At 37.7% G+C, this 13,976-nt stretch carries 19 protein-coding genes; 11 read left to right on the forward strand and 8 right to left on the reverse strand.

Going from position 1 to position 13,976, the window contains the following annotated elements; all coding sequences use genetic code 11:
* Positions 1–1,160, reverse strand: a 1,160-nt coding sequence (cysS, locus tag GW12_RS09125) for a cysteine--tRNA ligase (protein ID WP_034586621.1), incomplete at its 3' end; no start/stop codon positions are given.
* Positions 1,161–1,335: 175 nt separating this feature from the next.
* On the opposite strand from cysS, the gene GW12_RS09130 reads away from it, so the two are divergent.
* Genes GW12_RS09130 through zigA form a run of 3 tightly spaced genes read left to right on the forward strand, consistent with a single transcriptional unit; the run spans position 1,336 to position 3,731 of the window.
* A complete protein-coding gene (locus GW12_RS09130) occupies positions 1,336–2,082 on the forward strand; it encodes a D-Ala-D-Ala carboxypeptidase family metallohydrolase (protein ID WP_034586623.1) in 747 nt (248 codons plus the stop codon).
* Positions 2,075–2,506: a Fur family transcriptional regulator gene (locus GW12_RS09135; protein WP_034586626.1), complete on the forward strand. Its 432-nt coding sequence runs from the start codon at positions 2,075–2,077 to the stop codon at positions 2,504–2,506. The genes GW12_RS09130 and GW12_RS09135 overlap by 8 nt, the downstream gene beginning before the upstream one ends.
* Positions 2,499–3,731: a zinc metallochaperone GTPase ZigA gene (gene zigA / locus GW12_RS09140; protein WP_000370506.1), complete on the forward strand. Its 1,233-nt coding sequence runs from the start codon at positions 2,499–2,501 to the stop codon at positions 3,729–3,731. Before GW12_RS09135 ends, zigA begins: the two co-directional genes overlap by 8 nt.
* Positions 3,732–3,822: 91 nt before the next feature.
* Here zigA and GW12_RS09145 read toward each other — a convergent pair whose 3' ends face one another.
* Positions 3,823–4,149, reverse strand: coding sequence for a metalloregulator ArsR/SmtB family transcription factor (locus tag GW12_RS09145; RefSeq protein ID WP_000855862.1), 327 nt, complete (start codon positions 4,147–4,149; stop codon positions 3,823–3,825).
* A 111-nt stretch (positions 4,150–4,260) separates the two neighbouring features.
* Here GW12_RS09145 and GW12_RS09150 point away from each other — a divergent pair, with 111 nt between their 5' ends.
* The 8 genes from GW12_RS09150 (at position 4,261) to GW12_RS09185 (ending at position 9,158) form a co-directional block, all read left to right on the forward strand.
* Positions 4,261–4,677, forward strand: a complete 417-nt coding sequence (locus GW12_RS09150) for a YeeE/YedE family protein (protein ID WP_002009552.1) — start codon at positions 4,261–4,263, stop codon at positions 4,675–4,677.
* Entirely contained in the window at positions 4,678–5,094 is a 417-nt protein-coding gene (locus tag GW12_RS09155) for a DUF6691 family protein (protein ID WP_000787781.1), read from the forward strand.
* A gap of 2 nt (positions 5,095–5,096) precedes the next feature.
* Positions 5,097–5,969, forward strand: a complete 873-nt coding sequence (locus GW12_RS09160; protein WP_000071898.1) for an MBL fold metallo-hydrolase — start codon at positions 5,097–5,099, stop codon at positions 5,967–5,969.
* 67 nt (positions 5,970–6,036) lie between these two features.
* Positions 6,037–6,822, forward strand: a complete 786-nt coding sequence (locus GW12_RS09165; protein ID WP_000269848.1) for a sulfite exporter TauE/SafE family protein — start codon at positions 6,037–6,039, stop codon at positions 6,820–6,822.
* A gap of 100 nt (positions 6,823–6,922) precedes the next feature.
* Positions 6,923–7,318, forward strand: a complete 396-nt coding sequence (locus tag GW12_RS09170) for a rhodanese-like domain-containing protein (protein ID WP_000844633.1) — start codon at positions 6,923–6,925, stop codon at positions 7,316–7,318.
* A 51-nt stretch (positions 7,319–7,369) separates the two neighbouring features.
* Positions 7,370–7,705 carry a carboxymuconolactone decarboxylase family protein gene (locus GW12_RS09175; RefSeq protein ID WP_000875385.1) on the forward strand — a complete coding sequence of 112 codons (336 nt, stop codon included), beginning with the start codon at positions 7,370–7,372 and terminating at the stop codon, positions 7,703–7,705.
* A gap of 23 nt (positions 7,706–7,728) precedes the next feature.
* Positions 7,729–8,349, forward strand: a complete 621-nt coding sequence (locus tag GW12_RS09180) for a methyltransferase domain-containing protein (RefSeq protein ID WP_034586653.1) — start codon at positions 7,729–7,731, stop codon at positions 8,347–8,349.
* A gap of 65 nt (positions 8,350–8,414) precedes the next feature.
* Positions 8,415–9,158 (forward strand): SDR family NAD(P)-dependent oxidoreductase, encoded by a 744-nt coding sequence (locus GW12_RS09185; protein WP_034586657.1) that lies wholly within the window; start codon positions 8,415–8,417, stop codon positions 9,156–9,158.
* 79 nt (positions 9,159–9,237) lie between these two features.
* On the opposite strand, the gene GW12_RS09190 is transcribed toward GW12_RS09185, so the two are convergent.
* The 6 genes from GW12_RS09190 to GW12_RS09215 all read right to left on the reverse strand — a co-directional run bounded on the left by GW12_RS09190 (position 9,238) and on the right by GW12_RS09215 (position 13,827).
* Positions 9,238–9,546 carry a NifB/NifX family molybdenum-iron cluster-binding protein gene (locus GW12_RS09190; protein WP_034586661.1) on the reverse strand — a complete coding sequence of 103 codons (309 nt, stop codon included), beginning with the start codon at positions 9,544–9,546 and terminating at the stop codon, positions 9,238–9,240.
* A 104-nt stretch (positions 9,547–9,650) separates the two neighbouring features.
* Positions 9,651–9,908, reverse strand: a complete 258-nt coding sequence (locus tag GW12_RS09195) for a DNA-binding transcriptional regulator (RefSeq protein ID WP_034586664.1) — start codon at positions 9,906–9,908, stop codon at positions 9,651–9,653.
* Between the two features lie 143 nt (positions 9,909–10,051).
* The gene (gene cydB, locus GW12_RS09200; protein WP_034586667.1) at positions 10,052–11,056 is read right to left on the reverse strand and encodes a cytochrome d ubiquinol oxidase subunit II; all 1,005 of its coding nucleotides are present in this window, start codon (positions 11,054–11,056) and stop codon (positions 10,052–10,054) included.
* A complete protein-coding gene (locus tag GW12_RS09205; RefSeq protein WP_034586670.1) occupies positions 11,053–12,486 on the reverse strand; it encodes a cytochrome ubiquinol oxidase subunit I in 1,434 nt (477 codons plus the stop codon). The genes cydB and GW12_RS09205 overlap by 4 nt, the downstream gene beginning before the upstream one ends.
* 152 nt (positions 12,487–12,638) lie before the next feature.
* Complete coding sequence (locus GW12_RS09210) at positions 12,639–13,106, reverse strand: DUF2946 domain-containing protein (RefSeq protein ID WP_000242853.1); 468 nt, start codon at positions 13,104–13,106, stop codon at positions 12,639–12,641.
* 403 nt (positions 13,107–13,509) lie between these two features.
* On the reverse strand, positions 13,510–13,827 hold the full coding sequence (locus tag GW12_RS09215) for a hypothetical protein (RefSeq protein ID WP_034586674.1): 318 nt from the start codon (positions 13,825–13,827) through the stop codon (positions 13,510–13,512).
* Between the last annotated feature and the right edge of the window lie 149 nt (positions 13,828–13,976).

Here is a 13,976-nt window from a genome sequence, read left to right on the forward strand (position 1 = left end):
ACAAACCCGGTACGGTTCACTATGTTTAACTGCTTCAATAAGTCAAAACAAATGACGAGTGCTTCAGGGGTGTTAAAGTCATCATTCATGGCTTGGTTAAATTTTTGTATAAAAGGATTACTGTTTAGTTCTGTTTTAATAGCATCATCTTTTGATGTGATAAAGGGTTGTGCGTGGTAAATTGCTTGATAGAATCGAGACAATACTTTTTGTGTATCTTTTAAAATATGATCAGAGAAATCAATAGGACTCCGATAATGAGAACTAATCATTAATAAGCGAATGACTTCAGGATGATAAGACTTGAATGCATCGCGGATGGTGAGAAAATTACCTAATGATTTCGACATTTTTTCTCCATTGACATTGATGAAGCCTGTATGCAACCAGTAATTCACATATTTTTCTCCAGTTGCAGCTTCACTCTGCGCAATTTCATTTTCATGATGTGGGAAAATTAAATCACCCCCACCGCCATGAATATCAAAATGGTTGCCAAGATGACACATTGACATTGCCGAACATTCAATATGCCAACCTGGTCGCCCATTTCCCCAAGGCGATTGCCAAAAAGGTTCATTGGGTTTTGAAGCTTTCCAGAGTACAAAATCAAAAGGGTGACGCTTTTCAGTTTCTATGTTGATGCGTTGGCTAGCGCCTGCTTGCATATCTGCTAATTTTCGGCCAGATAATCGTCCATAGTCAGGATAGCTTTCAATGGAAAAATAAATATCACCATTTGATGTTTGATAGGCGTATTTTTTTTGGAATAAGGTTTGGATAATAGTTTGAATATCTTGAATAGAATCAGTTGCTTTAGGTTCTGCATCAGGAGAGAGGCAGCCTAAAGTCTGAAAATCTTTATGCATTGCTTGAATAAAGTGATCCGTCAATTCGCCGATGGATTCGTGGTTGTCTTGTGCTTTTTGAATAATCTTGTCATCGATATCCGTAATATTACGAATGTATTTTACTTTCCAGCCCTGTGATCTTAAAAAACGCACAATCAAATCAAATGCAATCATGGTTCTGGCATGTCCAATATGACAGTAGTCATAAACGGTGATTCCACAGACATAGAGCTTGATCTCGTTTGCTACGATGGGCTCAAAGTGCTCTTTTGAGCGAGTTTCAGCGTTATAAACATACAAATCAGACATTATTTTTTCCTTATTAACCCTCTATAAATTGCAAAAAATTATTAAATAAAATCTCATTCCGCCTACTTAAATTAAGAAGAACAGCTTTTAAATATATTTGTTATGTTATAACATAACAAATACTGAGGCAATCTCAATAAGATTGAGAGCTGTGATATTAGGGTATAAATGAGTAATGAAACATTTTTTAATTTTCGGGGTACTTTTTTGTCTTATCGCATGTAGTCAAAAACCAATACGGCATTTGGTTTCGCAACCCTACTCTTCGGAAGAAGATGACACATTCAAACATAAATCTGTGCAGTCTCGTCCAACACTTCAGAAAATTACACCTGCTTCTTATCAGAACTGGTTATCTCAACCTTTTAATAAAAATCAAGTTCATCGTTATCAATCTTTTTTAAAAAATCAAGACTTGCAGAATGTAGTGCCTGAATTTGAACTATTTCAAACAGCGCGAGATTGGCAAAACTGCCATGCATCTGAATATGAAATTCCACCGCAAGAAATTTGGAACAATATCGTACCGACTTTAAATATTTTGAAGGAATTAATTAATGACAATGTGATTGATGATTTTACAGTCACTTCTGTTTACCGTAACTCTGCCTTAAATCGTTGTGCGAAAGGAGCAGATTCTTCCAGACATGTTTTTAATGCTGCACTCGATTTTAGGATTGGTCCAGAACAGCCAATACCAGAAGAACTTACAACGATTCAGCAAACAAAAACAAATTTGTGTCAATTTTGGGTCAAAAATGGTGATCGCTTGAATATGGGACTAGGAGTCTATGCTTCTGGTCAAATTCATATTGATAGTGCTGGATATCGCACATGGGGACCGGATCATAGAAGTACCTCATCTCCCTGTATCACCCAGCTTTTATCTAATCGAAATGATAAAGGAAATGTAGATGAGTGAATTAAAACTTAGTGTGATACAGCAAAGGGTATTAACAATTTTGCAAAATGAGCAGAAAGCAATAAGTGCTTATGCTTTATTAGAAAAGGTAAAACCTTATGGCTTGCAATCTCCAGTACAAATTTATCGTATTTTAAAAAAACTGTCAGGCTATGGCTTAATACTTAGACTTGATACATTGAATAAATATTTAGCGTATGAATTGAAAAATAAACAAAATTACTTACTCGTCACAATTTGTACAGAGTGTCAGACAGTTCAAATTCTTGATTCACCTCAGTTTACTCAAGTGATTGAACAGTCACTTGTTCATCAGGATTTTAGCCCTAAACATCATTGTTTAGAGCTATTAGGTCAATGTGCTTTATGTTTTTCCAAACGTAACAAGCCTTTTATTAAGATAAGTGAGAAAGCCAATGGATAATTCTTTAGCCACTCCAGCCAAATTACCTGTAACTGTGCTGTCGGGATTCCTCGGTGCAGGTAAGACGACGTTACTCAATCATATTTTAAATAACCGCGAAGGTCGTCGTATCGCGGTCATTGTTAATGATATGTCGGAGGTAAATATTGATGCTGCTTTAGTACGAGATGGTGGCGCAGAACTTTCCCGTACTGATGAAAAACTGGTAGAAATGAGTAATGGTTGTATCTGCTGTACTTTGCGGGAAGATTTACTGGTAGAAGTTCGTCGCCTTGCTCAAGAGTATCGTTTTGATCAATTAGTCATTGAGTCAACGGGAATTTCTGAGCCATTGCCCGTAGCCGAAACTTTTACTTTTGAAGATGAAAATGGTGTGTCACTGAATGAGTTTGCACGACTTGATACCATGGTGACTGTTGTAGATGCCTTTAATTTTTTAAAAGATTACAGCTCGTATGATAGTTTGCAACAACGCGGAGAGTCGTTGGGTGAACAAGATGAGCGTACTGTGGTTGACCTGTTGATTGATCAAATTGAGTTTTGTGATGTCATCATCTTAAATAAAGTAGATCTGATCAATGAGGATGATAAACAACGTTTATTTGCAATTCTAAATAAACTTAATCCACGAGCAAAAATTGAAATTTCTGAATTTGGTAAAGTCAATTTAGATAAAGTTTTAAATACAGGGCTTTTTGATTTTAATGAAGCCTCTCAAGCCCCAGGATGGCTGAAGGAATTGCGTGGGGAACATACACCTGAAACCGAAGAGTACGGAATTAAAAGTTTTGTGTATCGCGCAAGACGTCCATTTCATCCACAACGCTTTTATGATTTCATCAATTCCGAATGGAAAGGTGTGGTTCGTTCGAAAGGCTATTTTTGGTTGGCTTCAAACCCAGAGTTTGCTGCTTCTTGGTCACAAGCGGGTGCAATGGCTAGACATGGTGTTGCCGGCTATTGGTGGGCAACGGTTCCTGACGAGCATTGGCCAGAGGATCAGCAAAGCCGTGATGAAATCATCAGAAATTGGGATGAGCGTACTGGGGATGCACGACAGGAAATTGTAATGATTGGAATGGATATGGATGAACAGAGTTTAATCCAACAGTTTGACCAATGTTTACTGACGGATGAGGAAATGGCAGGAGGACCTGAGCAGTGGAAACTTATGGTTAATCCATTTCCTGAGTGGGAGAACTTAGAGCAATCTTCAGATAATTGATTTGAAAAAAAGTAACAGACTTTTTTGCTTGAAAAGTTAGCAGAAGAGTCTGTTATTCCAAATGTGAAATATTTTTAGGGAGTTAACATTTCTAGTCCGAGTCTATGTCATTCATACAATATAAGCCGTATAGGGTCTGCATGATTTGTAATATTCTCATATCACTAAATTGATAAAAGATTTGTTTGCCTTCGCGGCGTGTCGATACCATTTTACTTTTTCTGAGTATCGTTAGTTGTTGGGACAATGTTGGTTGGTATACCTGAGCGGTTTTTTCAATTTGTTGAACATTCAGCTCACCATCAATTAAGACACATAAAATTTTAAGACGATCAGGATTCGATAAGACTTTTAGACAATCAGTGACAAGGTCGACTTTTGAAAGATCTATTTTCATTTTTAATTCATTGGTTTTCATAAGCGTATCCTAAAAATCATCTTATTATTATACAAAAAAATAAAGTAATACTTGTATATTATTTAATTATATAATATTAATAAGTATATTGTTTGGCGTGATTTGAATTGTATGTATGACTATTTGATTTCCTTTATGGGTGGATTATTGCTAGGTGCAGCTGTAGTTGGCTACCTATATGTACATGGTCGTATTGCCGGAATTAGTGGATTAGTTGCACAAATTCTAAACCCTCAAATGATATTTAAGACACCTGCTATTTGGTTTATGTCAGGTTTGATCATTATACCTTTCATTTATGGGCGATTTGTTCAGCCAGAAATTGAATTGAATGCCAGTCCGTTGATGATGATCATTGCTGGGCTATTGGTGGGTTTTGGGACACGCCTAGGTTCAGGCTGTACCAGTGGTCATGGCATTTGTGGAATCAGCCGCTTATCTAAACGTTCTATTCTAGCCACCATGAGTTTTATGTTCGCTGGATTTGTTACGGTTTATATGATTCGCCATGTCACAGGAGCTTTCTAAATGAAGAATTTTCTTGCTTTCATTTTCGGCGGTTTATTTTCTATAGGTTTGATGCTTTCAGGGATGTCCAATCCAGAAAAAGTTCTAAACTTCTTAGATTTGTTTGGTGATTGGGATGCAAGCCTAGCTTTTGTAATGATTGGGGCGATTATGATTGCAATTATTCCTTTTCAAAAGGTGGTACGCAGTCAGGCACCTAAAACCGTATTTAATGAACCAATTGAGTTACCTAGCAATCATAAAATTGATTTTAAATTGATCTCGGGCAGCCTTTTATTTGGTATTGGTTGGGGGATTGCTGGGATATGTCCTGCACCCAGTTTTACCTTGATTGGTCTTGGGCATTATCAGGTTCTGTATTTTATTGTCTCAATGTTTGCAGGCATCTTGCTTCATCGTAAGTGGACAGGAGCTTAATCATGTCAAATTCACCTGTTGTAAAAGATTTTTTTCATGAAGATACCCATACTTTTAGTTATGTGGTAAGTGATCCTTCAACGAAAGCATGTGCAATTATTGACAGTGTGCTGGATTATGATGCTGCATCTGCCAGTACATCGACCATACATGCCGATAAGATTATTGCTTATGTCAAAGAGCAAGGCTTAACAGTTGAGTGGATTTTGGAAACCCATGTCCATGCCGATCATTTAACTGCGGCGCAGTATCTCAAAGCTACACTTGGCGGAAAGATTGCCATGAGCCATAAAATAGCGATGGTTCAGAAGACTTTCGCAGCGATCTATCATCTGGATATCAAGCAATGGAATACTCAGCAGATGTTTGACCACTTGTTTGAGGATTATGAGAAATTCCAGATTGGTTCCATTGAGGCATATAACATTCCTACACCTGGACATACGCCTGCCTGCTTGAGTTATGTTATCGGTGATGCTGTGTTTGTTGGTGATACCTTGTTTATGCCAGATTATGGAACAGCGCGTTGCGATTTTCCAAAAGGAAGTGCATCAACCCTTTTCGATTCCATACAAAGTTTGTATCAATTACCTGAAAAAACACGAGTATTTCTCTGCCATGATTATTTGCCAGAAAAACGTGATACCTACATGTGTAAAACGGATATTCAGACGCAAAAAAAACACAACATTCATGTTCACGAAGGCACAACCAAAGCTGAATTTGTTGAAATGCGTAATAAGCGTGATGCGCTTTTAAGCATGCCAGAACTGATTTTACCTTCGATACAGATCAACATGAAAGCAGGACAGTTTCCTGAGCCAGAAGATAATGGTGTTTCTTATCTAAAACTTCCACTTAATTACTTCAAGTAGGCAAATTTTAAAATTAAACAAATTTTATCTTTTGTTTAGTTGTTCTGGTAAAGAGGGGATAGTGGCTATGTGGACGCTAATACTTGAAGGCTTGGCCATCGGTTGTTTACTCGGTTTAACTGGTGCAGGTGGTGGGATTTTGGCAGTACCTGCACTGATGGCAAGTCAAGGGTGGACAGTCGCACAAGCTGCTCCAGTAGGTTTGCTTGCAGTGACCTTATCAGCGCTGGTTGGAACATTTGAAGGTTTGTCCAAGCACATCGTACGGTATCGTGCTGCACTATGGATTGCACTGATCAGCATTCCTTCAGCACGTTATGGTGTATATCTGGGAGGGGTTATTTCTCCGACATGGCTTACGTTAGCATTTAGTTTAGTCATGCTATTTGTTGCCTATCGGATTTTCTTTAAAAAAGTGAATGATCATCATACAGGTGCGCTGTGTAAAGTAAATCAGATGACAGGGCGTTTGATTTGGAATGTAAAGACGGCTTTGGCCCTTGGTGGTATAGGTATAGTCGCAGGTTTATTAACTGGTTTGCTTGGAGTTGGGGGTGGGTTCGTGATTGTACCCGCACTCAGTAAATTTACAGACTTGGATATGCGTAGCATTGTAGCTACCTCACTCATGATTATTTTTCTGATTGGTGGCGTTAGTATTTCTGCTCATATTTTAGATGGTTTTCAATACCCTGTCTCAGTTACGCTGACTTTCGTTTTAGCTTGCGTGTTAGGGATGTTGATTGGTCGAAGTTTGATGCCTTTAGTTAAGAATAGTCAAATCCAAAAGGTTTTTGCTGTGACAGTCATAGGCGTAGCGTTTTATTTAATTTTTACAGTTACTATGGCTTAGTTCAAGCAATAGGCTGAAGATAAATTTTAAAACAGCATTTTAAAGATATGAAGACGTAATCAGAGACTAGATTTTTATAGATCGGAAGAGGTAAAGAGTAATGAAAACAGCAGATCAATTAATTTCAATGGCAAAAAGCCGAATTCAGGAAGTGACTGTCACAGACTTACTTGAAGCCATGAAAAACCATAAAACAATTCTCATTGATGTCCGCGAACCCGAAGAATTTCAAGCAGCTTTTATTGATCGTGCTGTGAACTATCCACGTGGTGTTTTAGAAATGCGTATACATCAGCATCCGTTTGCCAGTCACCATTGCGATACTGTTCAGGCACTTGAGCATTTGAAAGATCAGCCTATTTATTTGATTTGTGGAACGGGCGGGCGATCAGCTCTAGCTACAGATACTTTGCAGAATATGGGTTTTACTCAGGTTAAATCTGTTCAAGGAGGTTTTCAAGCATGGGTAGAACATGGTTATCCAGTAGAGAAATAAATTGTTGTTTAAAGTCTAGTTCAAATTCACCGATATTTAAGTGAGAGAGTTATGAAATACAAAGAATTAACCCAAAACATTTCAGGAAACTTGAAGACATTAGTGCAGGATTCTCCTGATTTAATGAAGAGTTTTAATCAATTGTCACAAGTTGCAATGCGTGAAGGTGTTGTTGATCCTAAAACTAAGGAAATGATTGCTTTAGCAATTGGTGTTGCAGCACGATGTGATGGATGTATAGGCTTTCATGTCAGAACCCTAGTCAAAATGGGGATAACATTACAAGAATTGGAAGAAGTGCTTGGCGTTGCAGTTTATATGGGAGGTGGGCCTTCATTGATGTATGCAGCGAATGCATTGGAAGCATTTAAAGAATTCACAGCCTAATTTTTCGATCATTGGAAAGCGATATGAGTCAGCATTGGGATAGTCTTTATTCGCAAACACAGGATCTATATGGCATTTCGCCCAATCATTTTATTCAACAGATAGCAGATCAAATTCCAATTGTGGGAAAAACCCTTGCTATCGCAGAGGGTGAAGGGCGGAATATCCTTTATTTAGCGGATAAAGCAAGACGGCAAAATGATTCATTTTCGGCAGAAATATGGGATTACTCAAAAGTTGCCTTGCAACATTTGTCTGCAAAAGCTCAAGATGCTGGATTTGATTTTACACTTAGAAATATTGATCTCAGTGATGTCGAGTGGCCAAGAGAACGTTATCAAAATGTGATGTGTGTGTATGGGCATTTTGATGAAAATACGCAATTTAAGGTACTCACTGGGATTCGCCAATCATTGACAGACAATGGTTGGTTTATTGGAGAGCTTTATTCTAAAGAGCAAATCCATTATCGAACTGGTGGTCCCAAAGATATCAACTATTTATACGACCCAATGCTGATTCTGTCGGTATTTAAAAATGATCATCTCCATCATTTTTATGTCGGAGAGCAGGAGCGCTATGAAGGTAAATTACATAACGGAAAATGTCATGTAATTCAATTTGCAATCCAAGTGCAGAAATAGGACGTAAGACGATTCAAGCACGAGCATGGCTCATATGCTCATTTTATAAAGAAGAGAGGTCTAAGATGTCAACACGCTTTAATAATAAAGTGGCTTTAGTTACAGGTGCAGGTTCGGGTATTGGGCGAAGCACGGCGTTGCTTCTTGCTAAGCAAGGGGCAAAAGTTGTTGTTTCAGATATCAATCTTGATGCGGCTGAGAAAGTTGTAGCTGAAATTATGGCTGCGGGCGGTCATGCTGTTGCGAATAAAACGGATACATCTCGTCCAGAGGAAATGAAACAAGCAGTTGACTTTGCTGTGGAAAGCTTTGGAGCTTTGCATTTAGCATTTAATAATGCGGGTATCTTAGGTGAAGTTAATCCGATTGCTGAGTTTAGTATAGAGGGTTGGCGTCGAGTGATAGATATTAATTTGAACGCTGTTTTTTATGGGCTGCATTATCAGATTCCAGCAATGCTTAAATCTGGTGGTGGTGCGATTGTTAATACCGCATCTATCTTAGGTTTAGTTGGGACTAAGAATATTTCAGGATATGTTGCGGCTAAGCATGGTGTGACAGGTCTGACAAAGACTGCTTCATTGGAATATGCTGATCAAGGTATACGTATTAATTCAGTTCATCCTGGGTATATCCAAACTCCATTAATTGGAGAATTTGAGGAATCAGAATTAGTGAAACTTCATCCAGTTGGTCGATTGGGTAAACCAGAAGAAGTTGCTCAAGTCGTGGCTTTCCTATTATCAGATGAAGCTTCATTTGTGACTGGCAGTCAGTATACGGTTGATGGTTCGTATACTTCACAATAATAAATGAAATAAGAAAACCCTGCATCTGCAGGGTTTTCTTATTTTGTTCATGATAAATGACCGCTTTCCTTTAAACTTTTTATTTGGTTGAAATTAAACTGCAGATAAATTGTTCTGGTTCAATTTCTGCTGTTATCATGACATGTACACCAATATTTCTGAGTTTTTCTCGTAATCGATCGCCCATTCCCGTGGTTACGAATATATCCATAGGCAGCAGTTTTTCGAGTACTTCACCAGACTGGGAAAAGGATTGCTCCTTTTCAACTTCAATAAGTTGCTTGTCAGTCACTTCTCCATCTTTTAATTCATATTTCCAGAATTTCCGACATTTTCCCGCATGGGGAGTAATATGACGCCGGTTTTGTGATGTAATAACAATTACCATAAATATTTCTCCAAACCGATACGACCACTTTTTATGGTCATGTATCGGTTCATAATGATTTATAAGTTACTAATAAAAGCTATTCACAAATCTAGCTAATTGTTTTAAGCAAGATTTTCCAATACAAACTGAGGTGACTTTATAAACAGTTTGATTAAAGCCTGCGCCGAACTTGAAGGATGCCGAACACCTCTTTCCCAACTTTCTAGCGTTCTTGGAGATATGCCAAGTTTAGATGCTAACTGTTGTTGAGAAATATTCATTTTTTTTCGCGCTCTTATAATTTCCTGAGCTAATGTTAAATTAACGATATATGGGAAATCATGATTAAAATTCACATGGTGCTGTTGAAGTAGATGCATAAATATCCTCTTCTTTCTAAGGACCTAATAAGCAAGTTGAAGTAAGAATCTAAAGCTCATAGCAATGACCAATAAACTTAAGAAACCGACTAGCCATAACAATATGAACCATTGAAATTTAGATAATTTCATTAGGAATTCCTTTAATGATAACCGTCATCCCCAATACGAACTTTATCTCTGAATACCCAGTATGATAGGGCGGTATAGACAAGTATGATTGGAATTAAGATCAGTGCTCCAATCAGTGCGAATAGCTGACTATTGGCAGGTGCGGCAGCATCCCAAATGGTAATTGAGGGCGGAATAATGTAAGGAAAAATACTGATCAAGAAGCCTGAATATGCTAAAAAAACTAATCCTAATGTATAGATAAAAGGCATCGCTTCATTTTGCTTAATACATGAGCGCACCGCTAAAAAGGTACAAACTAGAACAAGCAAAGGGACTGGGCTGAAATAAATCAATTGAGTGGGATTAAACCAGCGCTCAGCAATTTGTGGATGTGCGATAGGCGTATAGATGCTGACAGCAATGAAAATAACCAATAAGCCAATCAAAAGCTTGGGCATTAATTTATACATATGCTTTTGTAGTAGGTCATCAGTCTTCATGATGAGCCAACCACATCCCAATGCTGCATAAACGACTACAACACCCAAACCTGTAAATAATGAAAAGGGTGTTAACCAATCAAAGCCACCACCAGCGTAGCGATTATCAACAATATCAATACCCTGAATATAAGCTCCTAAGATCACCCCTTGTAAGAAACTGGCAACAATAGAGCCCCAAATGAATGCATTATCCCAAATGTACTTTGTTCGATTGGCTTTGAAACGAAACTCAAAAGCTACGCCTCTAAAAATCAAAGCTATTACCATCAATATGATAGGTAAATATAAGGCTGACAGAACCGCTGAATAGACAATAGGGAAAGCCGCAAAAAGACCAGCGCCACCTAGAACCATCCATGTTTCATTACCATCCCAAACGGGAGCAACGGTGTTCATCATCACATCACGCTCTTGCTGATTTTTAATAAAGGGGAATAAAATCCCGATACCTAAATCAAAGCCATCAAGTAGCACGTAAATAAAAACACCAACTGCAATAATGACAATCCAGATTAAAGATAAATCAATCATAAAGATGCTCCTTGATCCTGATCATCAATTTTTTCATCAATAGCACTCAGGGGGCGCATTGGTGTTTTAAAATGGCCAACGCCTCCGATTTCTTCTGGTGGGTTATGTAAAAACTCAGGTCCTTTATGCATGAGTTTGAGCATGTAATAAATGCCCACACCAAAGACAATAAAATACACGATCACAAAAATAATGAGGGTTAATCCCACCTGTTCTGCTGAGACTGGAGAAAGCGCATCTTTTGTCCTCATAACGCCATAGATAATCCATGGCTGACGTCCTACTTCTGTGGTGAACCAACCTGCGAGTAACGCGATGAAGCCTGAAGGACCCATTAGGATTGCAAAGCGATGAAACCACTTACTCTCATAGAGGTTGCCTGTTTTTCTGAGCCATAGGGCCGTGACTGCAAGGAAGAGCATAAGCATGCCTAGCCCAACCATAATACGGAAACTCCAAAATACGATTGTTGAATTTGGACGATCTTCAGGTGCAAAATCTTTTAATCCTTTCACCGTCCCATTCATGGAATGGGTCAAAATTAGGCTTCCTAAATGTGGAATTGCAATCGCATATTTCGTGCGTTCTTCTTGCATATCAGGAATACCAAATAAATATAAGGGCATCCCATGATCATGGTTCGTTTCCCAATGGCCTTCCATAGCAGCAAGTTTAGCTGGTTGATGTTTTAGGGTATTTAAACCATGGGCATCACCAATAAAAACTTGGAGGGGGGCTAAAATAAGGATTAACCAAAGCGCCATTGAAAATGATGTTTTGACTAATGCATCTCTACGGCCTTTGAGCAAGTGCCACGCAGCAGTAGCAGCAACAAGAAGAGCAGCTACTAAAAAGGCTGCAAGTGCCATATGGAATAAGCGATAGATAAAGGATGGGTTAAAAACAATAGCAAACCAATCTTGAGGTACAACAACCCCATTTTCAATCGTGAAGCCTTGTGGTGTCTGCATCCAACTGTTTGAAGACAAAATCCAGAACATTGAAATACATGTACCGATGGCGACCATCAGTGTGGCAAAAAAGTGTGCTTTTTTACCGATACGCCCCCATCCAAAAAGCATAATGCCTAAAAATCCTGCTTCTAAGAAGAAAGCACTTAGAACTTCGTAGCTCAGTAACGGGCCTGTAACGCCTCCTGCAAATCGAGAAAATTCACTCCAGTTTGTACCAAACTGATAACTCATCACGACACCAGAAACGACACCCATACCGAATGATAATGCAAATATTTTCACCCAGAATTTGAATAAATCATGATAAATAGAGTCGTTTGTTCTAAGCCATCGCCATTCTAAAACTGCAAGAAAGCTTGCAAGCCCAATAGAAATCGCAGGGAAAATAATATGAAATGACACCGTGAATGCAAACTGAATACGTGCTAACTCAAGTGCCGTAAAACCTAAGGTCATAGCAACTCTCCACATCCGAAGCATGCTCTAGATTGCATATGCTCTGATATGAGTGTGCCTACACAGATACGTGCATTTTTTAAAAGTAATAACATAGCGATTAGTCTCTTCAACTAATTAAATTTCAAAACAATAAGGAATTGCCAATAAATTTAGACAGCAAAAGAGACAGGAGGTGCTCGACCTTGAGGGATCAGAAATAATTGCTTTAAAAGAAAGAAGATATGAAAGAAAGCTTCTTTAAAAGCTAATAACCGAACTTGAATTCTCACGACTACTTCTTTAACACCCATGTCTGGTAGTGGAACGACATGTGCGTAAACAACACAGTACTGACATTGATGATTTGCATCGTGATGATGGCTAGATGAAGTTTTTTGTTCAAGATGTGCATGATTAAGCTTTTCAGTATCATGATTAACAAAATCCAACTCTTGATGAGAGTGATTATGCGTAAAATGATCTGAGCTATGCTCATGGTGAGAAGTATCTAATTGAAGTGCATGGACAATAGTTTCACAGACAGGAGAAATTTGATATTTCTCTGGAAGTAAAGGCTGTATAAAAACAGCAATCTGTAACAAGATTGCTGAGAATGCGAGCAATCTTCCTAAAACCATGATCACTTAGATTGTCTCAATTATCCAAGTAAGATGGTTAGATTGTAGCAGATTTACTATTTATTAAAAGTATAAGCGATATTAATTTAATAGTTTTGATTTAATCCAGCGTAATAATTTTTAGGATAAAGTAAAAATAAAAATAATTGATTTCAATCTGAATTAATTCAGATTGAAATCGTGCATGATTAATTTTGCTTTTAAAAAATAATGATTAAAATTTATAAAGTAAAGTAGGCGAGAATATTTTCCCTACATTGTAGTGAAATTTATTAACTTACCTATTAAGGAAGATGAGGTTTTGTGTGCACGTCAATAAATTCACCAATCTTTACTTAATTTAAAAGTCTTTTAGAGGCACAAGACGATTTTATCGGATATTTAAAATAGCGTCCAGTAATTATCAAGTCTTTAATAAAACTTTCTCTATCTCTAAAATCAAATTTTTTTCTAAAAGTGATTTATGTAAATCTTTTTCTGTGAGCAATTGAGAATGAATAAAGCGTAAATCATCTTGGGACAATATATCCCATTGATTAGGCTTTAAGTATTCTGATTTTTGGGGTATTAATTTAACAATATCACTTGATGAATAGCTATCAGCAGATAATAAGTTAAAAATAATTGGAATAATCTGTTGGCGTGAAGCTGTCGGCTGCTCTTGATATGCAGTCTTGATACATTCGATCAGGTGTTGGGGCTTATATTCATCTTTGAACATAGTATAAATACGACGCTCATCCTCAGTAACCAATTGTCTAAAAAAATCTTCTGATGATTTATCAACAGGTATACTTTTGATTTCGCAAATTCAAATCCCAAGTGCGACACATTTGTAATTAGTTGAAAAAGTTAGGTGTATTCATAGAA

The organism is Acinetobacter sp. HR7 (assembly GCF_000773685.1).
Taxonomy (GTDB): Bacteria; Pseudomonadota; Gammaproteobacteria; order Pseudomonadales; family Moraxellaceae; genus Acinetobacter; species Acinetobacter thermotolerans.